Genomic DNA, 24,971 nt, shown 5'->3' with positions numbered 1-24,971 from the left:
CGTAGTTCACGTCGTCTCTGCCGTGACTATGTCTCTCAAGGATGTTTGCCCCGCCTCGTGCGGGGCTTTTTTTCGTCCCGCCGCAAAGCGAAGGATCGCGTTGCAGTTCAGCGCGGCCCCAAGAAAAAACCCGCGACGCTTGCGCGATCGCGGGTTCTCGAAAGGGGGTGGTGGAGGCGGCGGGAATCGAACCCGCGTCCAGAAGCGCTCTACGACCAGTTCTACATACTTAGTTCTGTCTTTTGATTTAACCGCAACGACGCGGACGAACACGCTGCGTTACGGCGATTCACTAGATTTTCGACCTTGGCGTCGTGACGCCACCAAGGCTTAACTGACGTATATGACCTCTCGCGGTATTGCTACCCTAGCCCGTCAGTGAACTAGTGAGAGGACGGCGGCCCTTAGGCTGCCAGTGCGAACGTATCGTCGTTTGCAGTTACGATTTTCCCATTGATTAACGAGGTGACGGGTCCTCGGTATGCCCTGACCGCTTCACAACCCCTGTCGAAACCAGGTCGCCCCCAAAGCGGAACTTGCATTATCCCACGAAAAGCCATATGAGGCGAACGTGCTCGCTTTCAAGTGGCCGCAGCGCCTTCTTTACGCGATGTCGCGCAACAGGTGCTGCAACTCCTCCGGCGTATCGACGACATAGTTCGCGTGCCACCGACGCGGCGGGATATCGTCGCCGCAATAGCCGTAGGCGGCCGCTACCGTGATCATTCCTGCCGCGAAACCTGCCTGGACATCGCGCAAGTCATCGCCCACATAGACGATGCGCTCCGGCGCGACATCGAGCAACTCGGCCGCGTGCAGCAGCGGCGCAGGATGCGGCTTCGAATGCGGCGTCGTGTCGCCGCATACGAGGCAGGCCGCGCGCGTATCGAGACCGAGCAGCGCGACGAGCGGCGCAGCGAGCCGCGTCACCTTGTTCGTGACAATGCCCCAGCGCACCCCGCGCGCATCGAGCTGATCCAGCAGCGCGGCGATGCCCGGAAACAGCGTCGTTTCGATGCATAGGTCGGCTTCGTAGTTCGCGAGAAACTCTTCGCGCATCGACGGAAACTCGTGATGCTCGGGACCGATCTCGAACGCGCCGCCGAGCAGCCCGCGCGCGCCCGCAGATGCGTACGGCCGCAGCATCTCGAGCGGCCGCATTTCGAGCCCCCGGTCGTGGCGCATTTTATTGACCGCCGCGACAAGGTCGGGCGCGGTGTCGGCGATCGTACCGTCGAGGTCGAACAGCACCGCCTGGCAAAGCCCGAGCGAATCGCCATCGGCGGCGCGCTGGGGCAGGGGAGTCGGATCGTCGGGGAGGGGCTTCGTCTGCACGATGCCGGTGTCGTCCTGGTCTTCTTGATTCATCGCGTCACGCTTCCCGGCGGCAAGCCATCATGTAGTTGATGCTCGTGTCGTTGGACAGGCCAAAGTGCCTGGAAATGGGCCGGTAGGTGATGCCCTTGATGTCGACGGGCAAAAGCGAAGCCGCGCGCGCGTACGACGCCAGTTCCGATGGCTTGATGAACCGCGCGTAGTCGTGCGTGCCGCGCGGCAGCATCCGCGCGATGTATTCGGCGCCGACCACCGCGAACAGATACGCCTTCGCGTTGCGATTCAGCGTGGAAAAAAACACCCAGCCGCCCGGCTTCACCAGCGCCGCGCACGCCGCGACGGTGCCCGCGGGATTCGGTACGTGCTCCAGCATTTCCATGCAGGTCACGACGTCATACGACGCCGGCTCACGCGCCGCGAGCGCTTCTGCGGAGATTTCCTCGTAGGCCACTTCGACGCCGCTTTCGAGACTATGCAGATCGGCGACGCCCAATGCATTCGACGACAGATCGATGCCCTTTACCGTCGCGCCGCGCGTGGCCATCGATTCGGACAGGATGCCGCCTCCGCAACCGATGTCCAGGACACGCTTGCCCATGAGGTGCGCGTGATCGTCGATCCACGCGAGCCGCACCGGGTTGAGTTCGTGCAGCGGTTTGAACTCGGCGTTCGGGTCCCACCAGCGATGCGCCAGCTCGCTGAATTTTTGTAGTTCGTGGGGATCGACATTGGTCATGAGAGAAGGCCCTTGCTAGGTCGTGAATCAGTTAGACCGAGTATATAGGCGGTCATTGAGGCGGGCAAAAGGCGCAACGGGCAATGCGTCCGGCATTCGGCAAGAAAATGCGCGATTTCCCGCGATCCGGGCATAAAAAAACCCCCGCCGAGGCGGGGGTTCGATCTGCGGCAATCCGACAGCTTACTGCTGCGGCTGACGCGTCGTGCCGACAACTTCGACTTCCACGCGACGATCCGGTGCGAGGCAGGCGATGAGTTGCTTGCGATTCTTCTGGTTGCACGAACCCTTCGTGACCGGGTCGCGCTTGCCCTTGCCTTCCGTGTAGATACGGTTGGCTTCGATGCCCTTGCTGACGAGGTAAGCCTTCACAGCTTGCGCACGGCGCAGCGACAGACGATCGTTGTACTTGTCCGAACCGATGCGGTCAGTGTAGCCGGTAGCGACCACGACTTCCAGGTTCAGCGCGCCGATCTTCGATGCGAGATCGTCCAGCGCGGTCTTGCCAGCCGGCTTCAGAACTGCCTTGTCGAAGTCGAACAGGGCGTCAGCTTGGTAGGTGACCTTCTGGGTCGTGATTTGCGGAGCCGGAGCCGGCGTCGGAGCGACTGCCGGAGCCGGTGCTTGCGCGACCAGTGCGCCGTCGCACTTGGCGTTAGCCGTTGCCGGCGTCCAGAACGCATCGCGCCAGCACAGTTCGTTCGTGCCGTTCATCCACACATACTCGCCCGTGCCGTTCACCCAGTTGTCATTCACGGCTTGTCGCGAGGCCGGCACCGACTGTGCCGAGGCCGATGCAGCCATAACTGCGGTAGCTGCAATGAACGCGAGCTTTGAAAGTTTATTCATATTTCTCCTCTCGAAATTGAGATTACCGCAGGTTTACTGCGAGCCTGTAGACGAAGACAAGTCATACATTGCTCGAAGTATAACATTCCCCGCGGAGCCAAACGCTGTGTGTAGACTTCGAGCAGTGTCTAACTTTGTGCGTTGGCATTTTGCCATATCGTTCCCTTGCAACGATAAAAATATCCCCGCACCCAGCCCGCTCGCAACCTTATGTGGTGCCTCCGCAACAAGAAAGGGACAGGAGGCGCCAGCCGTCGGACAAGGCGCTCCACGCGCGCATTTGTCATGCCCGAACCGCACCTTTCCGCACCCATTGCCGCGGCTGATTCTGCAGGCAGAAACAGTTGAGGCGGCATGATAGCCCGGCAGCGTGACGAAATGACGGAAAACGTTCCCCGGTTTTTGTAAGTAATTGGTACGAAGAGGGCGAGGCCCGCACCGCGAATGCGGGCGCGCGGGGCAACTGTATGTATACGCGACGCGGCAGGCGCAAATATGCCGCATGGTAGAATCTCCTGATGCGCTGCGTTCGCGGCGCCGCAGCGTACGTCGGCTGCGCGCCTGCCCGGCGTGCGCCGCGCGGCCGGCGGATGGATGTCGCGAGTTCGACGAACGCGCTGCCGTGTCGCTGCTGCACAGTTGAAGACACGGATAATGGATCAATTCGCCAAAGAGACTCTGCCAATCTCCCTCGAGGAGGAAATGCGCCGTTCGTATCTCGATTACGCGATGAGCGTAATCGTCGGGCGCGCGCTTCCCGATGTCCGCGATGGCCTGAAGCCGGTGCATCGCCGGGCGCTGTACTCGATGCACGAACTGAACAACGACTGGAATCGCCCGTACAAGAAGTCGGCGCGTATCGTCGGGGACGTGATCGGTAAGTACCATCCGCACGGAGACGCGTCGGTCTACGAGACGATCGTTCGCATGGCGCAGCCGTTCTCGCTGCGCTACATGCTGGTGGACGGCCAGGGCAACTTCGGTTCGGTCAACGGCGACAACGCCGCGGCCATGCGTTACACCGAAATCCGCATGGCGAAGATCGGCCACGAACTGCTGGCTGACATCGACAAGGAAACGGTCGACTTCGGCCCCAACTACGACGGCAGCGAGAACGAGCCGCTCGTTCTCCCGGCGCGCATTCCCAATCTGCTGATCAACGGCTCGGCCGGTATCGCGGTCGGCATGGCGACCAACATTCCGCCGCACAACCTGCGCGAAATCGTCGATGCCTGCCTGCACTTGCTGAACACGCCGGACGCGACGGTCGACGAACTGATCGAGATCGTCCCGGCGCCGGACTTCCCGACGGCGGGCATCATCTACGGCGTCGCGGGCGTGCGCGACGGCTATCGCACGGGGCGCGGGCGCGTCGTCATGCGGGCGGCCACGCATTTCGAAGAGATCGATCGCGGGCAGCGCATGGCGATCATCGTCGACGAGATTCCGTATCAGGTGAACAAGCGCACGCTGCTCGAGCGCATCGCCGAACTCGTCAACGAGAAGAAGATCGAGGGCATCTCCGACATTCGCGACGAGTCCGACAAGAGCGGCATGCGCGTCGTGATCGAGCTGAAGCGCGGGGAAGTGCCCGAAGTCGTGCTAAACAACCTGTACAAGCAGACGCAGCTTCAAGACACATTCGGCATGAACCTGGTCGCGCTCGTCAACGGCCAGCCGAAGCTGCTGAATCTAAAGGAAATGCTGGAGTGCTTCCTGTCGCACCGGCGGGAAGTGCTGACGCGGCGCACGGTGTTCGAACTGCGCAAGGCGCGCGACCGCGGGCACGTGCTCGAAGGTCTGGCCGTCGCGCTTGCGAACATCGACGAATTCATCGCGATCATCAAGGCGGCGCCGACGCCGCCTATCGCGAAGCAGGAACTGATGAACCGTCCGTGGGACTCGTCGCTCGTGCGCGAGATGCTCACGCGCGCGGAAACCGAGGCTTCGGGCGGGCGTATCGCGTATCGGCCGGAAGGGCTCAATCCTGCGTACGGTCTGCAGGAGGATGGCCTCTACAAACTGTCCGACGTTCAGGCGCAGGAAATCCTGCAGATGCGTCTGCAACGCCTGACCGGGCTCGAACAGGACAAGATCGTCGGCGAATATCGCGACGTGATGGCGCAGATCGCCGACCTGCTCGACATCCTCGCGCGGCACGAGCGCATCCGTCAGATGATCGTCGACGAACTCGGCCAGGTGCGCACGGAATTCGGCGACGAGCGCCGCTCGCGTATCGAAATGAACGCGACCGAGCTCAACACCGAAGACCTGATCACGCCGCAGGAAATGGTCGTGACCATGTCGCACGCGGGCTATGTGAAGTCGCAGCCGCTTTCCGAGTACCGCGCGCAGAAGCGCGGCGGCCGCGGCAAGCAGGCCACGCAGATGAAGGAAGACGACCTGATCGACACGCTGTTCATCGCGAACACGCACGATCACATGCTGTGCTTCTCCAACCGTGGCCGCGTCTACTGGATCAAGGTCTACGAAGTGCCGCAGGGCTCGCGCAACTCGCGCGGCCGGCCGATCGTCAACATGTTCCCGCTGCAGGACGGCGAGAAGATCAACGTCGTGCTGCCGATCAAGGAATTCTCGGCGGACAAGTACGTGTTCATGGCGACCTCCCTCGGCACCGTCAAGAAGACGCCGCTCGAAGCGTTCAGCCGTCCGCTGAAGAAGGGCATCATCGCGGTCGACCTGGACGAAGGCGATTACCTCGTCGGCGCAGCGATCACCGACGGCGCGCATGACGTCATGCTGTTCTCGGATGCCGGCAAGGCCGTGCGTTTCGACGAAAACGATGTGCGCGCAATGGGCCGCGGCGCGCGCGGCGTGCGCGGCATGCAACTGGAAGACGGGCAGCAGGTCATCGCGCTGCTGGTCGCGGGCGGTGAAACGCAGTCGGTGCTGACCGCGACGGAAAACGGCTTCGGCAAGCGCACGCCGATCCATGAGTACACGCGTCACGGCCGCGGCACGAAGGGCATGATCGCCATCCAGACTTCCGAGCGTAACGGCAAGGTCGTCGCGGCGACGCTCGTCGAACCGGAAAGCGAGATCATGCTGATCACCACGGCGGGCGTGCTCATCCGCACGCGCGTTTCCGAGATACGCGAAATGGGCCGCGCAACCCAAGGTGTTACACTCATCAGCCTTGACGAAGGGACGAAGTTGTCGGGACTGCAGCATATCGCCGAGGCCGAGGCTGAAGCCGAACTCGACGAAGCCGATGCAGCCGCGAACGGCTCCGCGCCCACGCCGGGCGACGCGGAAAACGGAGAAGGCGGCGAAAGTGGTGAGAGCGCCTGATATTTTTTGTGTCGCCGGTTTCTCGCTATCGCTTTTGAAAGCCTGGATTAGTTAAGCTGCGCGACGTGAGCTTCATGCCGGCGCTGCGCTTCGTTTCTTTCAGAAGCCAGCGTTGAGCGCACACCGGGTGTGCAAAGCTCGTCGCCGGTGCTGAACTGGATATTTTTAACAGGGAGTAATGATGCAAGGACGTTTCAAGCAGTGGATGTTGCTGGCCGCTTTCGTGCCGACTTTCGCGATGGCTCAGTCGCTTCAGAACCAGGCGCCGAACCAGGCGGCGGCGCCGGCTGCCGCAGCAGCACCGGTTGATCCGGCCAAGCAAGCCGCGATCAAGGAACTGCTCGACGCAATCGACGCGCAGAAGCTCGTCGGCGCGATCGGCAACAGCGCGCAAATGCAAGCCAAGCAACTGGTTCCGGCAATCCTGTCGGACGCACTGTCGGAGAACAAGTCGCTGAACGACAAGCAGAAGCAAGCTGCCGTTCCGACGCTGCAGAAGAATGCTGTGCCGAAGCTGGTTGACTCGGCAGGTCAGGTTTTCGCAACGGACAGCTTCCGTCAGGACGCCATGAAAGCTCAGTACGACGCGTACGCGAAGTACTACTCGACCGAAGAGATCAAGGACCTGACGAACTTCTACAAGAGCACGACTGGCCGCAAGTTCATCCAGGTCCAGGACCAGGTTGGCCGCGACGTGGTCAACGGTCTGATGCAGAAGTACATGCCGCAAGCGATCAAGGCGACGCGTACGCAAGCCGATTCCGAAGTGGCGAGCGTCAAGGCCGCCAAGTAAGCATGGGCGCGCAGTTCGGGTAGATTCGCCGGCGGGGCACACCGCCCCGCGCGTTGGCGGGTTTTCAGGACAATGCGATAATGGCTGTTTGCGCGAAAGCGCAAGCAGCCATTTCTTTTTAGGCGCGACGAAAGAGGCCACGTCCCAACGGACACTGTCTCTTCGCCAGTCCGTATTCTCGGCAGCGCCTGCCATTCGGGACCCTCAGATGCGCGTGTTCAATTTCTCCGCCGGCCCGGCCGCGATGCCAGAAGAAGTGCTGAAGCAAGCCGCCGACGAAATGCTCGACTGGCAAGGCAGCGGCATGAGCGTGATGGAAATGAGTCACCGTGGCGCCGAATTCATGTCGATTCACGAGGCGGCGCTGACGGATCTGCGTGAATTGCTGAACGTACCGGCATCGCATCGCATTCTGTTCTTGCAAGGCGGCGGCATTGGAGAAAACGCCATCGTGCCGATGAACATGCTCGGCACGAAGAAGACTGCGGACTTCGTCGTGACCGGTTCGTGGTCGACGAAATCGCTCAAGGAAGCGCACAAATACTGCACGCCGCACGTGGCCGCCACCGGCAAGACGGAGCAAGGATTCACACGCGTGCCGCGCATCGACGAATGGAAGCTGTCGGACGATCCCGCCTACGTTCATCTCTGCACGAACGAAACCATCGATGGCGTGGAAGCGTTCGACATTCCCGATCTCGGCGATATTCCGCTCGTCGCGGATGCGTCGTCGCATATTCTCTCGCGCCCGATGGATGTCGCGAAATACGGCGTGCTGTTCGGCGGCGCGCAGAAGAACATCGGCATGGCAGGTGTCACGGTGGTGATCGTGCGTGAAGACCTGCTGGACCGCGCACTCGCCATTTGCCCGTCGGCTTTCGAATGGAAGACGGTCGCCGAGAACAACTCGATGTACAACACGCCGCCCACGTACGCCATCTACATTGCGGGGCTCGTCTTCAAGTGGCTGAAAAAGCAGGGCGGCCTGCAGGCGATCGAAGCGCGCAACGTCGAGAAGGCGAAGCTCCTTTACGACACCATCGATTCCAGCGATTTCTACATCAACAAGGTGGAGCGGCAGAACCGTTCGCGCATGAACGTGCCGTTCTTCCTCGCCGATGAATCGCGCAACACCGATTTCCTGGCCGGCGCAAAAGCGCGCGGCCTTCTGCAACTGAAGGGCCACAAGTCCGTCGGCGGCATGCGGGCATCGATCTACAACGCGGTGCCGGTCGAGGGCGTACGGGCTCTCGTCGAATACATGAAGGAATTCGAGCGCGAATGCGCTTAACCCGCATCCGGACATCAAAGCACCGCATGGACGACGACCTCAATACGAAACTCAAGCCACTGCGCGAGCGCATCGACGCGCTCGATGCGCAACTCATCGCCTTGCTGAACCAGCGCGCTTCCGTGGCGCTCGAAGTCGGCGAGGTGAAGAAGCATTTCAACGCGCCCGTCTTTCGTCCGGAGCGCGAGATGCAGGTCATTGCGCGCCTTCAGGAGATGAGCGACGGGCCGCTCGCCGCCGCGCACATCAGCGCGATCTGGCGCGAGATCATGGCCGCGAGCCGCGCGCTCGAACAGACGATTCGCGCCGCGTTCCTCGGGCCGGTCGGCACCTATAGCGAACAGGCGATGTTCGAATACTTCGGCCATTCGATCGAGGGGCTCGCGTGTCCGTCGATCGACGAAGTGTTCCGTTCCGTCGAAGCAGGCGCGGCCCAGTATGGCGTGGTGCCGGTCGAAAATTCGGCGGAAGGCGCGGTGTCGCGCACGCTCGACCTGCTGCTGCAAACGCAATTGCTGATCGGCGGCGAACTCGCGCTGCCGATCCATCACAACCTGCTGACGGCGTCCGGCACGCTCGACGGCGTAACGCGCGTCTGCGCGCATCCGCAGGCGATCGCGCAGTGCCAGCGCTGGCTGTTGAACGAACGCGCCGCGTCTCGAGCGGCAAGCCGTGTCGAGCAATGCCGAAGCAGCGCGCATCGCGGTCAGCGATCCGACTGTCGCGGCCATCGCGGGCGATCGTGCCGCCACGCATTACGGGCTCAGCGTCGTCTCGCCGATGATTCAGGACGATCCGCACAATCGCACGCGCTTCGTGATCATCGGCAAGCAGCCGACCGATTCGAGCGGGCACGATCAGACTTCACTCATCGTCTCGGTGGCGAACGAGCCCGGCGCGGTGTTCAAGCTGCTCGAGCCGCTCGCGAAGCACGGCGTTTCCATGACGCGCTTCGAGTCGCGGCCCGCGCGCATCGGCACGTGGGAGTATTACTTCTATATCGATGTCGAAGGCCATCGCGACGATACCGCTGTGGCCGCCGCGCTCGATGAACTCGGACGCAAGGCTGCGTTCCTGAAGATTCTCGGGTCCTATCCGCGCGCCCGGTAGAATCCGCGCTTTCAGCCGTCCGATTGTCCCGCGTCCTCGCGACGCGTTTTCTCCGGTGCTCCGTGACCGCGTTCACTTTCAACAAACTGGTTATCTTCGGTGTCGGCCTGATCGGCGGGTCGCTGGCGCGCGCCCTGCGCGAACGCGCGGGGCTTCGCGGGCGCGTCGTCGGCGTCGGGCGTTCGGCGCAGTCGGTGGCGCGCGCGCTCGAACTCGGCGTGATCGATGAAGCCGCCGCGTGCGACGATGACGCCGCGCTCGCCCGCGCCCTCGAAGGCGCGGACGTCGTTCTGCTGGCCGCGCCGGTCGCGCAGACGGAGCCGCTGCTCGCACGCATTGCGCCGTTTCTCGACGGGCGGACCGTCGTGACCGACGCCGGCAGCACTAAGAGCGATGTCGTCGCCGCGGCGCGCTCGGCGCTCGGCGCGCGCATCGCGCAATTCGTGCCGGGACATCCGATCGCCGGGCGCGAATCGAGCGGCGTCGACGCCGCGCTGTCCGAGCTTTACGTCGATCGCAACGTGGTGCTGTGTCCGCTCGAAGAGAACGCGCCGGAAGCCGTCGAACGGATCGTGGCGATGTGGCGGGCAACCGGGGCCGCCGTGCATCGGATGAGCGAGGCGCAGCACGATCGCGTGTTTGCGTCGGTGAGCCATCTGCCGCACGTGCTGTCATTTGCGCTCGTCGAGCAGATTCTCGAAGCGCCCGACGCGCAGTTGAAATTCTCGTTCGCGGCGGGCGGTTTCCGCGACTTCACGCGCATCGCAGCGTCCAGCCCGGAAATGTGGCGCGACGTCTGCATCGCGAACCGGACCGCGCTGCTCGCCGAACTTGACGCCTACACCGATGTGCTCGCGCGGTTTCGGGCGGCCATCGACGCATCGGACGGCGCTGCGCTCGAAGCGGCGTTTGCGCGCTCGCGCGTCGCGCGCCAGGAATGGCAGGAACGCGGCGGCATCAGGATTCCCGGCGATAACGCCGCGAAATAAGGACACACCATGGAACATCTCGATCTCGGACCTTTCGCTCGCGCGTCCGGCACGGTGCGGCTGCCCGGCTCGAAGAGCATCTCGAACCGCGTGCTGCTGCTCGCGGCGCTGTCGGCGGGCGAAACCGCCATCACCAATCTGCTCGATTCCGACGATACGCGCGTGATGCTTGCCGCGCTGGAAGCGCTCGGCGTCGGGCTGAAGCGCGATGGCGAACGCGTCATCGTGACCGGGACCGGCGGCGCGTTTCCGACGAAATCGGCAGAACTGTTTCTCGGCAACGCTGGCACGGCGGTGCGCCCGCTCACGGCGGCGCTGGCGGTCAACGGCGGGGAATATCGCGTGCATGGCGTGCCGCGCATGCACGAGCGGCCGATCGGCGATCTCGTTCAACGGCTTGCGTCAGATCGGGGCGTCGATCGACTACGAGCAGAACGACGGCTTCCCGCCCCTCCGGATTCACGCATCGAAGATCGCCGTCGACAAGCCGATCCGCGTGCGCGGGGACGTGTCGAGCCAGTTTCTCACCGCGCTCCTGATGAGCCTGCCCGTGATCGAAGGCGGCAGCGGCCCGGTCACCATCGAAGTGGAAGGCGAGCTGATCTCGAAGCCGTACATCGACATCACGATCCGGCTGATGGAACGCTTCGGCGTGGCGGTCGAACGCGACGGCTGGGCGCGCTTCACCGTCCCGGCGGGCGCGGCTTACCGGTCGCCGGGCGCGATCATGGTCGAAGGCGATGCGTCGTCGGCGTCGTATTTTCTCGCGGCGGGCGCGATCGGCCACGGGCCGGTGCGCGTCGAAGGCGTCGGACGGTCGAGCATCCAGGGCGACGTGGGCTTCGCGGATGCGCTCAATCGCATGGGCGCGAACGTGATGATGGGCGACGACTGGATCGAAGTGCGCGGCGTCGAATCGGAAGACGGCAAGCTCGCCCCCATCGACATGGACTTCAATCTGATTCCCGACGCCGCGATGACCATCGCGGTGGCTGCGCTGTTCGCGAGCGGCACCACGACGCTGCGCAACATCGCGAGCTGGCGCGTGAAGGAAACGGACCGCATCGCCGCGATGGCGACGGAACTGCGCAAGGTCGGTGCGACGGTGGAAGAGGGCGCGGATTACCTCGTCGTCACGCCGCCCGCGCGGCTCAACGGCAACGCGGCGATCGACACTTACGACGATCACCGCATGGCGATGTGCTTCTCGCTGGTCAGCCTGGGCGGCGTGCCGGTGCGCATCAACGATCCGAAGTGCGTCAACAAGACGTTCCCCGACTATTTCGACCGTTTCGCGACGCTCACCCGGACGTGAGCCGCGCAATGCCTTCGATTCACACCGTAACGACCGGCCGTAACGGCCACACGCAATGAAACCGACTCGCCCATTCGACCCCATTCCAGTTATCACCATCGACGGGCCGACGGCGTCGGGCAAAGGGACCGTCGCGGCGCTCGTCGCGGCCACGCTCGGCTTCCACCTGCTCGACAGCGGCGCGCTCTACCGGCTCGCGGCGCTGGCGAGCATCCGCTATGACATCGATCAGGGCGACGCCGGCGCGCTTGCGACACTTGTTGACGACCTGCATATCACGTTCCGGGAGGGCTTGGCGCAGCTCGACGGCGTCGACGTTTCGACTGAAATCCGGGCGGAAGAGGTCGGCAATCGAGCTTCTTCGATTGCGGTTCACCCGGCGGTGCGGCAGGCGCTCGTCGCGCGCCAGCGGGCGTTTCGGAAGCGCCCGGGCCTCGTCGCCGACGGCCGCGACATGGGCACCGTCATCTTCCCCGACGGCACGCTTAAGGTCTTTCTTACCGCGAGCGTCGAGGCGCGCGCGGCGAGGCGCTATAAGCAATTGATGCAAAAAGGCTTTTCTGCTAATATGGATGACTTGCTGCGCGATTTGCGCGAACGCGACGCCCGGGACACCAACCGTGCGGCCGCGCCGCTCAAGCCCGCAGCGGACGCGAAGACGCTGGACACGTCGAGTCTTTCCATCGACCAGGCGGTCGAGCAGATCATCGGCTGGTACGGCGAAATTCGCGTTCAGTAAGGAAAGTCGTGAAAGCAGTAATCCGGCGTCGCCGGAAGTTTGGTGCTCCGTCAGAAGCGGAGCGTGTGTTAAACCCCTTAACCCCGTGCGGCTTCGCGCACTTACCGGTCCAGCGTCCGGCTTTCCCGGGCCATTGAGGCCACCGCGCCAAGGCTGTGCAAACATCGATTTTTATGTCCGACCTGCAAACCTCCACCCCGAATACCGAATCTTTCGCGGCTCTGTTCGAAGAGTCGCTGACCAAGCAGGACATGCGCGCCGGCGAAGTGATCTCCGCCGAAGTCGTGCGTGTCAACCACAACTTCGTGGTCGTGAATGCTGGTCTCAAGTCCGAAGCCTATATTCCGCTCGAAGAATTCCTGAACGACGCGGGTGAAGTGGAAGTGCAGGCGGGCGACTTCGTTTCCGTCGCGATCGACGCGCTGGAAAACGGCTATGGCGACACCATCCTGTCGCGCGACAAGGCGAAGCGCCTCGCTTCGTGGCTGTCGCTGGAAAAGGCGCTGGACAACAACGAACTCGTCACCGGCACCATCACCGGCAAGGTGAAGGGCGGCATGACCGTGATGGTCAACGGCATCCGCGCGTTCCTGCCGGGTTCGCTCGTCAACACGCGTCCCGTCAAGGACACGACGCCGTACGAAGGCAAGACGCTCGAATTCCGCGTGATCAAGCTGGACCGCAAGCGTAACAACGTCGTGCTGTCGCGCCGCGCTGTCATCGAGGCAACGCAAGGCGAAGAGCGCGCCAAGCTGCTCGAGACGCTGAAGGAAGGCGCGATCGTCGAAGGCGTGGTCAAGAACATCACCGACTACGGCGCGTTCGTGGACCTCGGCGGCATCGACGGCCTGCTGCACATCACCGACATCGCATGGCGTCGCGTGCGTCACCCGTCGGAAGTGCTGTCGGTCGGCCAGGAAGTCACGGCCAAGATCCTCAAGTTCGACCAAGAGAAGAACCGCGTTTCGCTCGGCATCAAGCAACTGGGCGACGATCCGTGGGAAGGCATCTCGCGCCGTTACCCGTCGGGCACGCGCCTGTTCGGCAAGGTTACGAACATCACCGACTACGGCGCATTCGTCGAAGTGGAATCGGGCATCGAAGGCCTCGTCCACGTGTCGGAAATGGACTGGACCAACAAGAACGTTGCGCCGTCGAAGGTCGTGCAACTCGGTGACGAAGTCGAAGTCATGGTTCTCGAAATCGACGAAGACCGCCGCCGTATCTCCCTCGGCATGAAGCAGTGCAAGCCGAATCCGTGGGATGACTTCAGCCGCAACTTCAAGAAGGGCGACAAGATCAGCGGCGCCATCAAGTCGATCACCGACTTCGGCGTGTTCATCGGTCTGCCTGGCGGTATCGACGGTCTGGTTCACCTGTCGGACCTGTCGTGGTCGGAAACCGGCGAAGAAGCCGTCCGCAAGTACAAGAAGGGCGACGAAGTCGAAGCCGTGGTTCTGGGCATCGACGTCGAGAAGGAGCGCATTTCGCTCGGCATCAAGCAGCTCGAAGGCGATCCGTTCAGCAACTTCGTCGCGATCAACGACAAGGGCGCGATTGTCAACGGCGTCGTGAAGTCGGTCGATCCGAAGGGTGCGGTCGTTACGCTGTCCGGCGAAATCGAAGGCTATCTCCGCGCTTCGGAAATCGCACAGGACCGCGTGGAAGATGCGCGCAACGTGCTGAAGGAAGGCGACAAGGTCAACGCGATGATCATCAACATCGATCGCAAGTCGCGCGGCATCAACCTGTCGATCAAGGCGAAGGATTCGGCGGAGCAGCAGGAAGCCATGCGCGGTCTGCAAGCTTCGGATTCGAACGCCGCCGCGACCGGCACGACCAACCTCGGCGCGCTGCTCAAGGCCAAGCTCGACGGCCAGAACAGCTAAGCCTTAAAGGCATTGCTGCAGTATGACCAAAAGTGAATTGGTCGCCCAGTTGGCGCTGCGATTTCCGCAACTTGTCCTCAAGGACGCGGATTTCGCAGTGAAGACGATGCTCGATGCGATGTCGGAGGCGCTTGCCAACGGTCACCGCATCGAGATTCGCGGCTTCGGCAGCTTCGGGCTCAACCGCCGTCCGTCGCGCGTCGGGCGCAATCCGAAGTCGGGTGAAAAAGTGCTGGTGCCGGAGAAATTCGTGCCGCACTTCAAGCCGGGCAAGGAGTTGCGCGAACGCGTCGATGGCCGCGCCGGTGAGCCGCTGAAGGCGTCGAATGACGACGATGCGGACGATCTCTGATCGGCGCGCATCGGTGCCGACGGCTCCCGCGCATGCGGACAGGCCGATCGTCGTGACGTCCGGCCATGAGGCAATCGACCAGAAAGCACCCCTCGGGGTGCTTTTTTTACGTCTGCAAACCGCCGTGGAGGTCTGCAGCGCCGTCCGGACGTTCGCTAGCGCACACAGACTCTTACATTCCTACTAAAGCCTTACCCGTGCTTCGGTGTCCCCGGCCAGATGCATCCATTACAATACCGGTCACTTTGACTCGGGTAATCACGTAGGCCGACCGGACGGGAAGGCTGCGGGATGCAACCGCTCTTGCGAGACCCCACATGAAATTCATCGTCTGGCTGATCCGCGTTCTGGTCTTCGTGCTGCTGCTCGTGCTGGCGCTCGCCAATACCCAGACGGCGACGCTGAATTTCCTTGCGGGCTACGCCTGGGATGCGCCGCTGATCCTCATCGGTCTCGCGTTCTTCATCGTAGGCTTGCTGGCAGGGCTCGTTTCGGCCGTCCCGGCGATGCTGCGCGTGCGCATGGAAAACGGGCGTCTGAAGCGCGAGTTGCGCGTCGCGCGCGAAACGCCGGTCGTCAAGGAGCAACCGCCGATGCCGCCCCTCATATGAGCGCATTCCCGCCACGCAAACAGCAGACACCTAACCGACTCAACCACACATTCGCATGGATCTAGACTTCTGGTGGCTGCTCGTCATTCCCGTGGCCTTCGCGCTCGGATGGATGGCGTCGCGCTACGACCTGAAAACGCTGCTGTCGGAGAATGCGAATCTGCCGCGCTCCTATTTCCGCGGCCTGAACTTCCTGCTCAACGAGCAGCACGACAAGGCGATCGACGCGTTTGTGGAAGTCGCGAAGCTGGACCCCGAAACCATCGAATTGCACTTCGCGCTCGGCAATCTGTTTCGCCGGCGCGGGGAAACGGACCGCGCAATCCGCGTGCATCAGAATCTGTTGAGCCGCGCCGATCTTCCCGTCGCCGAGCGCGACCACGCGCTGTATGAACTGGGTCAAGATTTTCTGAAAGCGGGTCTGCTCGATCGCGCCGAGGAAACGTTCCGCTCGCTGGATGCGGGCGAATACTCGCTCGGCGCACAGCGCGCGCTGCTGACCATTTACGAGATCGAGAAAGACTGGCCGAAGTCGATCGCGACGGCGGAACGCATCGAGAAGATGGGCGCGCCGTCGCTGCATATGGAGATCGCGCATTTTCACTGCGAGCTCGCGCAGGAAGCGTTGCAGCGCAAGAATCTCGACGATGCCCGCGCCGAGCTGAAACTCGCGCTGGCATCGAATCCGGACAACGTGCGCGCGACCATCCTCGCGGGCGATGTCGAAGCCGCCGCCGGCAATATCGAAGCCGCGATTGCCGGATGGAAGCGCGTCGAAGCGCAGAACGAGGCGTATCTGCCGCTCGTCGCCGAAAAGCTGATGAAGGCGTACGCCGCGCTCGGGCGCAAGGACGAAGGCGTCGAGCTGCTGACCGATTACGCGAGCCGCTATCCGTCGAACGATCTGCTCGATGTCGCCTATAAGCATGTCCAGGAACTGCGCGGCCTGGAAGCGGCACACGCACTCGCACGCAGGCAGATGCAAAGCGCGCCGAATCTTGCCGGCATGACGCGGCTGCTCGAAGCGCAGGAAGCGACCGCCGAGGAGCCGCGCCGCGGCGAACTGGAACTCATGCGCACGCTCGTCAAACAGCGCACCAAGAATCTGCCGCGGTACACGTGTCAAACATGTGGATTCCGCGCCCGTCTTTTTTATTGGCAATGCCCCGGATGCAGCGGCTGGGAAACTTACGCGCCGCGACGCGTCGAACCCATCACGAGCTCGGCCTGAGTTGCAGCATGGCGGGCGTGTTCATCTGGAACGCCCGTGACGGCCGGCACCATTGAAACCAACGGAGAGCTATGAAAGTTACCATCGTGGGTACGGGTTATGTCGGTCTGGTGACCGGCGCATGTCTCGCTGAAATTGGCAATGACGTATTTTGCGTCGATGTCGATCCGCGCAAGATCGATATCCTGAACAGTGGCGGCGTGCCGATTCACGAGCCCGGCCTGCAGGAAATGCTCAAGCGCTGCCGCGCGGCAGGGCGCATCCAGTTCTCCACCGATGTGAAGGCAAGCGTCGAGCACGGCGACATCCAGTTCATCGCGGTCGGCACGCCGCCCGACGAAGACGGCTCGGCGGACCTGCAGTACGTGCTGGCGGCGGCGCGCAACATCGGTCGCTACTCGAACGGCTTCAAGGTGATCGTCGATAAATCGACGGTGCCGGTCGGCACGGCGCTGCAAGTCAAGCGCGTCATCGACGAAGAGCTGAAGTCGCGCGGGCTCGAAGGCGCGGACAAGCACGGCTTCTCGGTCGTGTCGAACCCGGAGTTCCTGAAAGAAGGTGCGGCGGTGGACGATTTCATGCGTCCGGACCGCATCGTGATCGGCATCGACGACGACCAGGCGGGAAACCGCGCGCGCGAAATGATGAAGCGCCTCTACGCGCCGTTCAACCGCAATCACGAACGCACGCTTTATATGGACGTGCGCTCCGCCGAGTTCACGAAATACGCAGCCAACGCGATGCTCGCGACGCGCATTTCGTTCATGAACGACCTCTCGAATCTCGCGGATGCCGTCGACGCCGATATCGAATCGGTGCGGCGCGGCATTGGCTCGGACCCGCGCATCGGTTATCACTTCCTGTATGCGGGCTGCGGTTATGGCGGCTCGTGCTTCCCGAAGGACGTGCAGGCGCTCGTGCAGACCGCGCGGGAAAACGGGCATCGGCTGCAGATTCTCGAAGCGGTGGAGGCAGTCAACGACGCGCAGAAGGAAGTGCTCGTCAACAAGATCGTCCGGCGCATGGGCGAAGATCTGCGCGGCCGCACGTTCGCCGTGTGGGGACTCGCGTTCAAGCCGAATACCGACGACATGCGCGAGGCGTCGAGCCGTCGCCTGATTGCGTCGCTGCTCGAACGCGGCGCGACCGTGCGCGCGTATGATCCGGTAGCGATGCAGGAAGCGCAGCGCGTGTTCGCACTCGATCTCGCCGATCGCAAGAGCGACATGGACCGGCTGCACTTCGTGAATACGCAGCAGGAAGCGTTGACGGGCGCGGACGCGCTCGTCATCGTGACGGAATGGAAGGAATTCAAGAGCCCCGACTTCGGGCACTTGAAGAGCGAGCTGAAGATGCCGGTGATCTTCGATGGCCGCAATCTGTATGAACCGGAAACGATGGCTGAATTAGGCATCGATTATTTTGCAATAGGACGTCCCCATGTCGAACTCGACGGCAATGGAAGCCGGCAGTAATCCGGCGAATATCCCTGTAGTGCCGCGCGCCCGCATTTCTGCGGCGCGCGTGCTGGTGGTCGGCGATGTCATGCTCGACCGGTACTGGTTCGGCGATGTGAACCGCATCTCGCCGGAAGCGCCCGTGCCGGTCGTGCATGTGCAGAAGAAGGAAGACCGCCTGGGCGGCGCGGCGAACGTCGCGCGCAACGCGGCGGCGCTCGGCGCGCAGGCGGGCCTGCTTTGCGTCGTCGGGCATGACGAACCGGGCGAGCGCATCGTCGAATTGCTCGGTGAAAGCCGGGTGACGGGGCATCTCGCCCGCGATGCCGAACTGCTCACGACCATCAAGCTACGCGTGTTGTCGCGCCAGCAGCAACTGCTGCGCGTCGATTTCGAGAACACGCCGAATCACGAAGTGCTGCGTGCATGCCTGGAACGCTTCACGGAACTGCTGCCGCAGCACGACGTCATTCTGATGTCCGATTACGCCAAGGGCGGCCTCACACACGTCACGCAGATGATCAGCGACGCGCGGGCCGCCGGCAAACCCGTGCTCGTCGATCCTAAGGGCGACGACTGGGAACGCTATCGCGGCGCGACGCTCATTACGCCGAATCGCGCGGAGTTGCGCGAGGTGATCGGCCAGTGGAAGTCGGAAGACGACCTGCACGAGCGGGTGACGAAGCTGCGCGCCGATCTGGACCTGAGTGCGCTGTTGCTCACGCGTTCGGAAGAGGGCATGACGCTCTTCACCGCGAACGAAACGTTGCACAATTCGGCCGAAGCGCGCGAAGTGTATGATGTATCGGGCGCGGGCGACACCGTCATTGCAACCGTTGCAACGATGCTCGGCGCGGGCGTGCCCCTCGTCGATTCCATCGTCTATGCGAATCGCGCCGCGGGCATCGTCGTGGGCAAGCTCGGCACGGCGACCGTCGAATACAACGAACTCTTCGCCTGACCCAACCTGACTACTTCGCCATGACCTTCATCGTTACCGGGGCGGCCGGCTTCATCGGCAGCAATATCGTCAAGGCGCTCAACGAGCGCGGCGAGAACCGCGTGATCGCGGTGGACAATCTCACGCGCGCGGATAAATTCAAGAATCTGGTCGACTGCGAAATCGACGATTACCTCGATAAAACCGAGTTCGTCGAGCGCTTTCGCCGTGGCGATTTCGGCCGGGTGCGTGCGGTGTTTCATGAAGGCGCCTGTTCGGACACGATGGAAACCGACGGCCGCTACATGATGGACAACAACTTCCGCTATAGCCGGGACGTGATGGACATCTGTCTCGAGCAGGGCGCGCAGTTTCTGTATGCGTCGTCGGCGGCGACGTATGGCGGTTCGAGCCGCTTCGTCGAAGATCGCGAAGTCGAGAAGCCGCTCAACGTCTACGGCTATTCGAAGTTCCTGTTCGATCAGATCGTGCGCCAGGTCTTGCCAAAGGCGGGCAGTCAGATCGTCGGCTTCCGGTACTTCAACGTGTACGGCCCGCGTGAGACGCACAAAGGCCGCATGGCGTCGGTCGCGTTCCACAACTTCAATCAGTTCCGCTCCGAAGGCAAGGTGAAACTCTTCGGCGAGTACAACGGCTATGCGGCGGGCGAGCAGACCCGCGATTTCGTGTCCGTCGAAGACGTGGTGAAGGTCAATCTGCACTTCCTCGATCATCCGGAGAAGTCGGGCATTTTTAATCTCGGCACAGGGCGCGCGCAGCCGTTCAACGACATCGCATCGACGGTCGTGAATTCGCTGCGAGCGATGAACGGCGAAGCGCCGCTGTCGCTCGCCGAACTCGTGCAGCGCGGGCTTATCGAGTACATCCCGTTCCCCGACGCGCTGCGCGGCAAGTACCAATGCTTCACGCAAGCCGACCAGACGCGCCTGCGCGAAGCCGGCTACGACGCGCCGTTCCTGACCGTTCAGGAAGGCGTCGATCGCTACGTGCGTTGGCTATTCGGCCAGCTATAAACGCGTTCGCAGTCTCTCTACACTGGGTCTCGCGGTCGGCACTGTTCGCCGGCCGGTTCTTCTGGAGACCAGTATGTTCAAGCAAGCACTTTCTACCATCGTCGCGTTCGCGCTGACGCTTTCCATCGGTTCGGCGTTCGCGGCGGTCGATGTCAACACCGCCAACACCGATGCGCTGCGCGGCATCAAGGGCATCGGCCCGGCGAAGGCGAAAGCGATTCTCGATGAACGGCAGGCGCACGGCCCGTTCAAGGACGCGGCCGACCTCAGCGCGCGCGTGAAGGGCATGGGCGGCAAGACGGTGCAGCGTCTGGAGGCGGAGGGCCTGAGCATCGGCAACGCGCCGAAGACCGCTGCCGCAAGCGCGGGCGGCGCCAATCACGTCAGCGCGACGCCGGTGGCGTCGTCGGCGGGTTCGAAGCCTGTCGTCGTGAAGAAGTAAGCAGCGCGGCGTCCCGGCGGAGCCTCGCCGCCGGTGCGCTCCATTGATCACGCTCCTTCAGCCTTCGGATGTTTTGGGCTCCCCGCGGTCTGCCTCGCCGCGGGTTTTTGCCTGTGCGCGAGGAAGCCATTGGCCTATGAGGGGCGCGACGCATCTGAAAGAGCGGTGGGCTACAATCGATTCATTCCCACATCACAATCCCCGGACGCGGTCCCTGCGTTCGCCGCGGGATTCGACATCCGGTCCGTTTATGGCTTACATGACTATCGAAGACACGATCGGCAACACGCCGCTCGTGCAACTCGTCCGCGTCGTGGACGATGAAATCCGCAGCCGCAACAACGTCGTGCTGGGCAAGCTCGAGGGCAACAACCCGGCGGGGTCGGTGAAAGACCGGCCAGCCTTGTCGATGATCAGGAAAGCTGAAGAGCGCGGCCGCATCAGGCCGGGCGATACGCTGATCGAAGCGACGAGCGGCAACACGGGCATCGCGCTCGCGATGGCCGCCGCCGTGCGCGGCTACAAGATGGTGCTGATCATGCCGGAAGATCTGTCGATCGAACGCCGTCAAAGCATGGGCGCGTACGGCGCGCAGATCATTCTGACGCCGGTGACGGGCGGCATGGAATACGCCCGCGATCTCGCCGACCAGATGCAGCGCGACGGCAAGGGCATCATTCTCGACCAGTTCGCGAATCCCGATAATCCGCTCGCGCACTACGAGACCACCGGTCCCGAACTCTGGCAGCAGACCGAAGGCCGCATCACGCATTTCGTCTCGTCGATGGGCACGACGGGCACGATCATGGGCGTGTCGAAGTATCTGAAAGAGAAGAACGAGAAAATCGAGATTGTCGGGGCGCAGCCGGAGGAAGGATCGCGCATTCCGGGCATCCGCAAGTGGCCGGAAGCGTACATGCCGAAGATCTTCGATCGCGCGCGCGTGGACCGCACCGAAAGCGTGAGCCAGGCCGCGTCGGAAGCGATGGCACGCCGGCTCGCATCGGTCGAAGGCATCTTCGCCGGCATCTCGTCGGGCGGCGCGTGCGAAGTAGCGCTGCGCGTGGCGCGTCAGGTCGAGAACTCGACCATCGTGTTCGTCGTGTGCGACCGTGGTGATCGTTATTTGTCGACGGGCGTTTTCCCGGCCTGACCGATGACGCGCGGACGAACCGCGCGTCGCATCTGCGCTTACTGGCCGGCGCTCGTCGCCGCCATGCGCGCCTTGACCGCCTCGCCGAGCTGATACACCGCGAGCGCATAGAAGAAGCTGCGGTTATAGCGCGTGAGCACATAAAAGTTCTTGAGGCCGAGCGTGTACTCGGTTGCGCGGCCGGGCGTCGGCAGATCGACGACCGTCAGCGGCGTCGCCGCTTCTGCCGCGACATTCAACCCCGGCTCCGCCATCAGCATGCCGGCCTTGGTCAACTGCGCGAGCGACCAGTGAGGCTCCGCCTGCCCGTCGGCGGCGGCCTGCGCGATGCCCTGACTGCCTTCGTCGCCCGCAATGCGCCAGACCACCGGGCGGCCCGGTTCCCAGCCGTTCTGCTTCAGATAATTCGCGACACTGCCGATCGCATCGGCCTGGCTCGTGCGCAGATCGATGCGGCTGTTGCCGTCGAAATCGACCGCGTATTGCACGATGCTGCTCGGCAGAAACTGCGGAATGCCGATTGCGCCGGTGTACGAGCCGAGCACGGTGGTCGGATCGATCTGCGAATCGCGGGTCCACACGAGCAGGTCTTCGAGATTCTTGCGGAACGTCGCCTGACGCTCGAGCCGGTTCGGCGTGTTCGGATAATCGAATGTGAGCGTGGTGAGGGCATCGAGCGCGCGGAAGTTGCCCATGTATCGCCCATAGATGGTTTCCACGCCGATGATCCCGACGATCACCTCGGGCGGCACGCCGAACTGCGCGGACGCGCGCTGCAGCGTCGCCTGATTCGCGCGCCAGAATTTCACGCCCGCGTCGATGCGAATGGGCTCGATGAAGCGCGACTGGTACACGCGCCAGTTCTTCGTCGAGGGCGTGGGCGACGGCAGCACGAGCTTCACGGCCGTCGCGGAATAGCTGACGTGATTGAACAGGTCGTGCAGCTTCGCGGCATCGAAGTCGTAACGCGCGACCATGTCGTTGATGAAGGCATCGACATTCGCGTTGTTCGCATAACGCTGCGGCACGATCTCTTCTTCGAACACTTGCCCTTGCGCGGCGCTTTGCGGCTGCTGCGACTGCGCGACGGCACTGTTGCCGGACATCACGCCGATCGCGCAAAAGAGGGATGCGATGAACGTGCGCGTCAGCGGCCTGAAGGTGGAGTCGAGCGGGGCAAACTGAAAAGTCATAGTGTGCGTGATGAGGCGATATGGGGCGATGCCGGATGTTCGAGCGCGCTTTATGCGACGCGTCGCCGTTCTTAATAGAAGGATTCTCAACCGAACGCAACGTCCTGCGACGAACCATCGACGATGCTTGCCAGTCGAGGCGTCGGGGCAGTATAACCGACGCCCCACGCGCGCAAGGCCGATGCCCGCCCCGGAGGCGGCCGTTCGGAACGGTGTGGTAACTTAACGCCAAATACGCGGCGCGGGAATCGCGTATGACGAAAAAACACGAGACGAGAGCCGACGACAACGGCACTGCGAGACATCATGGCCACCGGCTTCTATACCCATCCCGACTGCCTGCAGCATGACAACGGCCAGTGGCATCCCGAGTGCCCGGCGCGGCTGCAGGCGATCGAAGACCAGCTCATCGCGAGCCGGATCGATTCCCTGATCGAGCGCGAGGAAGCGCCGCTCGCCGAGGAAACCGACCTCGCGCGCGTGCATACGCAGGCGCACATCGATTACATCAAGAGCCGCACGCCCGAGCAGGGACGAAGCGAACTGGATCCGGATACGTCGATGTGTCCGGCGTCCTATCGCGCGGCGTTGCGTGCCGCGGGCGCGGCCATCGCGGCAACCGACGCCGTCATCGAAGGGCGTTACGACAACGCGTTCTGCAGCGTGCGTCCTCCCGGGCATCACGCGGAGCCCGCGCGGGCGATGGGCTTCTGCCTTTTCAACAACGTCGCCATCGCCGCGCGTCATGCGCTCGAAGTGCATGGCCTGCAGCGCGTCGCGGTCATCGATTTCGACGTGCATCACGGCAACGGCACGGAGGCCGCCTTCACCGGCGATTCGCGCGTGCTGATGTGCAGCTTCTTCCAGCATCCGTTCTATCCGTTCAGCGGCGCGGACAATCACGCATCGAACATGGTGAACGTGCCGTTGCCCGCGCGTACGAAGGGCATGGCCGTGCGCGAAGTCGTCGATCTGGTGTGGTTGCCGCGGCTGAACGAATTCAAGCCGCAGATGCTGTTCGTCTCCGCCGGCTTCGACGCCCATCGCGAGGACGATCTCGGCAACATGGGCCTCGTCGAAGACGACTACGCGTGGATCACCGAGCAGATTCGCGCCGTGGCGAAGCGGCACGCGCAAGGGCGCATCGTGAGTTGTCTCGAAGGCGGCTACAACCTGTCGGCGCTCGGGCGCAGCGTCGTCGCGCACTTGCGGGCGCTCGCCGAGATTTAAGCGGAGCGGCTGCGCGCATAGTCGGCGCGCACCAGCGTCCAGTCGATCAGCGCGCGGATCACGCGGTCGCGTTCAAGATCGTTGAGCGTCTCGTGATAGCTGCCTTCGTAGATCGCGAGGGTGGCGTCGGTCGAACCGGCGCTGGCTTCGAACTCGCGGCTGCCTGAGGGATCGCAGATGGCGTCGGCGGCGCCGTGAAAGATCAGATAGGGCAATCCGATGTCCGCGCGTTTCGCCGCGATGCGTTCCATCGCAGCAAGAATCTGCGCGGCGGTGCGCGCGGCGATGGGTCCGTGATGCACGAGCGGATCGCGCCGATACGCCTCCACGACGCCCGGCGCACGCGATAACAACGCCGGGTCGATTTCGAACGCGCGCCGGCGCGGCAACACCGTGCCGATGATCCGTCCCAGCTTCGCTTTCCAGCGCGGCATTTCCTTGCCCGGCCGCAGCGCGGGGCTCGACAGGATCATGCCCGCGAGCTTCCCATCCTGTGCGCGTTCTGCTGCGTATAAAGCCGCGATGGCGCCGCCCATGCTGTGGCCCATCAGGAAGAGCGGCGTATCGGCGGGCGGCGTGGCGGCGCATGCTTCCAGCAGCACGGCGGCATCGCTCAGATAGTCGTTGAAGACGCGGACGAACGCGCGCTCACCCGACGACTTGCCATGACCGCGCAAGTCGAGCGCGATCACTTCGATGCCCGCCGCATTCAACGTCTGCGCGAGCGCGTCATAACGCCCCGCATGTTCGCCCAACCCGTGCAGCAACGCGATGCGCGCCTGCGGCTCCTTCGGCGGCGCCGGTTGCCAGCGGTGCAAAAACAGATCGACGCCTTGCCGCGTCGTAATGGTGCTCGTCGAATAGACGTTTCTTGCCATGAGCGGTCAAATATCCAGCAGTAATTAGTCGATCGGAATTCATTATTAAACAGAATGATGCCCGTCCTGTAAAATCGCTTCTCTCATAAAAC

The 24,971-nt window shown here is 63.0% G+C and carries 20 protein-coding genes, 1 other RNA gene and 2 pseudogenes; 17 read left to right on the top strand and 6 right to left on the bottom strand.

Translation table 11 applies throughout. The features are described 5' to 3' along the window. Window positions 1-168: 168 nt before the first annotated feature. From ssrA to ompA, 4 genes are all read right to left on the bottom strand, one after another. Window positions 169-526, bottom strand: a transfer-messenger RNA (tmRNA) gene (gene ssrA, locus P9255_RS15400). Window positions 527-603: 77 nt separating this feature from the next. Beyond that, window positions 604-1,368: a phosphoglycolate phosphatase gene (gph, locus tag P9255_RS15395; protein WP_309764305.1), complete on the bottom strand. Its 765-nt coding sequence runs from the start codon at window positions 1,366-1,368 to the stop codon at window positions 604-606. Window positions 1,369-1,372: 4 nt separating this feature from the next. Further along, a complete protein-coding gene (gene ubiG / locus P9255_RS15390) occupies window positions 1,373-2,071 on the bottom strand; it encodes a bifunctional 2-polyprenyl-6-hydroxyphenol methylase/3-demethylubiquinol 3-O-methyltransferase UbiG (protein WP_309764306.1) in 699 nt (232 codons plus the stop codon). Between the two features lie 183 nt (window positions 2,072-2,254). Next, complete coding sequence (gene ompA / locus P9255_RS15385; RefSeq protein WP_309764307.1) at window positions 2,255-2,920, bottom strand: outer membrane protein OmpA; 666 nt, start codon at window positions 2,918-2,920, stop codon at window positions 2,255-2,257. Window positions 2,921-3,574: 654 nt separating this feature from the next. Between ompA and gyrA the strand changes: the two genes are divergently transcribed. The 16 genes and pseudogenes from gyrA to cysM all read left to right on the top strand — a co-directional run bounded on the left by gyrA (window position 3,575) and on the right by cysM (window position 21,578). Beyond that, complete coding sequence (gene gyrA / locus P9255_RS15380) at window positions 3,575-6,232, top strand: DNA gyrase subunit A (RefSeq protein ID WP_309789986.1); 2,658 nt, start codon at window positions 3,575-3,577, stop codon at window positions 6,230-6,232. A 181-nt stretch (window positions 6,233-6,413) separates the two neighbouring features. Next, window positions 6,414-7,025 carry a DUF2059 domain-containing protein gene (locus P9255_RS15375; protein WP_309765420.1) on the top strand — a complete coding sequence of 204 codons (612 nt, stop codon included), beginning with the start codon at window positions 6,414-6,416 and terminating at the stop codon, window positions 7,023-7,025. Between the two features lie 208 nt (window positions 7,026-7,233). Next, a complete protein-coding gene (serC, locus tag P9255_RS15370) occupies window positions 7,234-8,316 on the top strand; it encodes a 3-phosphoserine/phosphohydroxythreonine transaminase (protein WP_309764309.1) in 1,083 nt (360 codons plus the stop codon). 26 nt (window positions 8,317-8,342) lie between these two features. Next, window positions 8,343-9,426 (top strand): annotated as a pseudogene (gene pheA / locus P9255_RS15365) (prephenate dehydratase). Between the two features lie 62 nt (window positions 9,427-9,488). Continuing rightward, window positions 9,489-10,415: a prephenate dehydrogenase/arogenate dehydrogenase family protein gene (locus tag P9255_RS15360; protein ID WP_309764311.1), complete on the top strand. Its 927-nt coding sequence runs from the start codon at window positions 9,489-9,491 to the stop codon at window positions 10,413-10,415. 9 nt (window positions 10,416-10,424) lie between these two features. Beyond that, window positions 10,425-11,730 (top strand): annotated as a pseudogene (gene aroA, locus P9255_RS15355) (3-phosphoshikimate 1-carboxyvinyltransferase). 55 nt (window positions 11,731-11,785) lie between these two features. Then, window positions 11,786-12,469 carry a (d)CMP kinase gene (gene cmk / locus P9255_RS15350; RefSeq protein ID WP_309764313.1) on the top strand — a complete coding sequence of 228 codons (684 nt, stop codon included), beginning with the start codon at window positions 11,786-11,788 and terminating at the stop codon, window positions 12,467-12,469. Window positions 12,470-12,624: 155 nt separating this feature from the next. After that, window positions 12,625-14,358: a 30S ribosomal protein S1 gene (gene rpsA, locus P9255_RS15345; RefSeq protein WP_309789985.1), complete on the top strand. Its 1,734-nt coding sequence runs from the start codon at window positions 12,625-12,627 to the stop codon at window positions 14,356-14,358. Between the two features lie 22 nt (window positions 14,359-14,380). Next, the gene (locus P9255_RS15340; RefSeq protein WP_035959682.1) at window positions 14,381-14,710 is read left to right on the top strand and encodes an integration host factor subunit beta; all 330 of its coding nucleotides are present in this window, start codon (window positions 14,381-14,383) and stop codon (window positions 14,708-14,710) included. 317 nt (window positions 14,711-15,027) lie between these two features. Then, a complete protein-coding gene (locus tag P9255_RS15335; protein WP_309764315.1) occupies window positions 15,028-15,321 on the top strand; it encodes a LapA family protein in 294 nt (97 codons plus the stop codon). 55 nt (window positions 15,322-15,376) lie between these two features. Beyond that, window positions 15,377-16,552: a lipopolysaccharide assembly protein LapB gene (gene lapB, locus P9255_RS15330; protein ID WP_309789984.1), complete on the top strand. Its 1,176-nt coding sequence runs from the start codon at window positions 15,377-15,379 to the stop codon at window positions 16,550-16,552. A 71-nt stretch (window positions 16,553-16,623) separates the two neighbouring features. Further along, window positions 16,624-18,027 carry a UDP-glucose/GDP-mannose dehydrogenase family protein gene (locus P9255_RS15325; RefSeq protein ID WP_309764316.1) on the top strand — a complete coding sequence of 468 codons (1,404 nt, stop codon included), beginning with the start codon at window positions 16,624-16,626 and terminating at the stop codon, window positions 18,025-18,027. After that, window positions 17,993-18,970 (top strand): D-glycero-beta-D-manno-heptose-7-phosphate kinase, encoded by a 978-nt coding sequence (gene rfaE1 / locus P9255_RS15320; protein WP_309764317.1) that lies wholly within the window; start codon window positions 17,993-17,995, stop codon window positions 18,968-18,970. Before P9255_RS15325 ends, rfaE1 begins: the two co-directional genes overlap by 35 nt. A 20-nt stretch (window positions 18,971-18,990) precedes the next feature. Continuing rightward, window positions 18,991-19,983 (top strand): ADP-glyceromanno-heptose 6-epimerase, encoded by a 993-nt coding sequence (gene rfaD / locus P9255_RS15315; RefSeq protein WP_309764318.1) that lies wholly within the window; start codon window positions 18,991-18,993, stop codon window positions 19,981-19,983. 73 nt (window positions 19,984-20,056) lie between these two features. Then, complete coding sequence (locus P9255_RS15310) at window positions 20,057-20,425, top strand: helix-hairpin-helix domain-containing protein (RefSeq protein WP_309764319.1); 369 nt, start codon at window positions 20,057-20,059, stop codon at window positions 20,423-20,425. A gap of 250 nt (window positions 20,426-20,675) precedes the next feature. After that, window positions 20,676-21,578 (top strand): cysteine synthase CysM, encoded by a 903-nt coding sequence (gene cysM / locus P9255_RS15305; protein ID WP_309789983.1) that lies wholly within the window; start codon window positions 20,676-20,678, stop codon window positions 21,576-21,578. Window positions 21,579-21,616: 38 nt separating this feature from the next. On the opposite strand, the gene mltB is transcribed toward cysM, so the two are convergent. After that, on the bottom strand, window positions 21,617-22,771 hold the full coding sequence (gene mltB / locus P9255_RS15300) for a lytic murein transglycosylase B (RefSeq protein ID WP_309764321.1): 1,155 nt from the start codon (window positions 22,769-22,771) through the stop codon (window positions 21,617-21,619). A gap of 306 nt (window positions 22,772-23,077) precedes the next feature. Between mltB and P9255_RS15295 the strand changes: the two genes are divergently transcribed. Next, window positions 23,078-24,001 carry a histone deacetylase family protein gene (locus P9255_RS15295; RefSeq protein ID WP_309764322.1) on the top strand — a complete coding sequence of 308 codons (924 nt, stop codon included), beginning with the start codon at window positions 23,078-23,080 and terminating at the stop codon, window positions 23,999-24,001. On the opposite strand, the gene P9255_RS15290 is transcribed toward P9255_RS15295, so the two are convergent. After that, the gene (locus tag P9255_RS15290; protein ID WP_309764323.1) at window positions 23,998-24,879 is read right to left on the bottom strand and encodes an alpha/beta hydrolase; all 882 of its coding nucleotides are present in this window, start codon (window positions 24,877-24,879) and stop codon (window positions 23,998-24,000) included. The two genes, P9255_RS15295 and P9255_RS15290, sit on opposite strands and share 4 nt — an antisense overlap. Window positions 24,880-24,971 lie beyond the last annotated feature (92 nt).

The sequence above is a fragment of the Caballeronia sp. LZ019 genome, assembly GCF_031450825.1.
GTDB lineage: Bacteria > Pseudomonadota > Gammaproteobacteria > Burkholderiales > Burkholderiaceae > Caballeronia.
The sequence above is the reverse complement of the archived record's forward strand: the minus strand, read 5'-3'. Positions and strand labels throughout refer to the sequence as shown.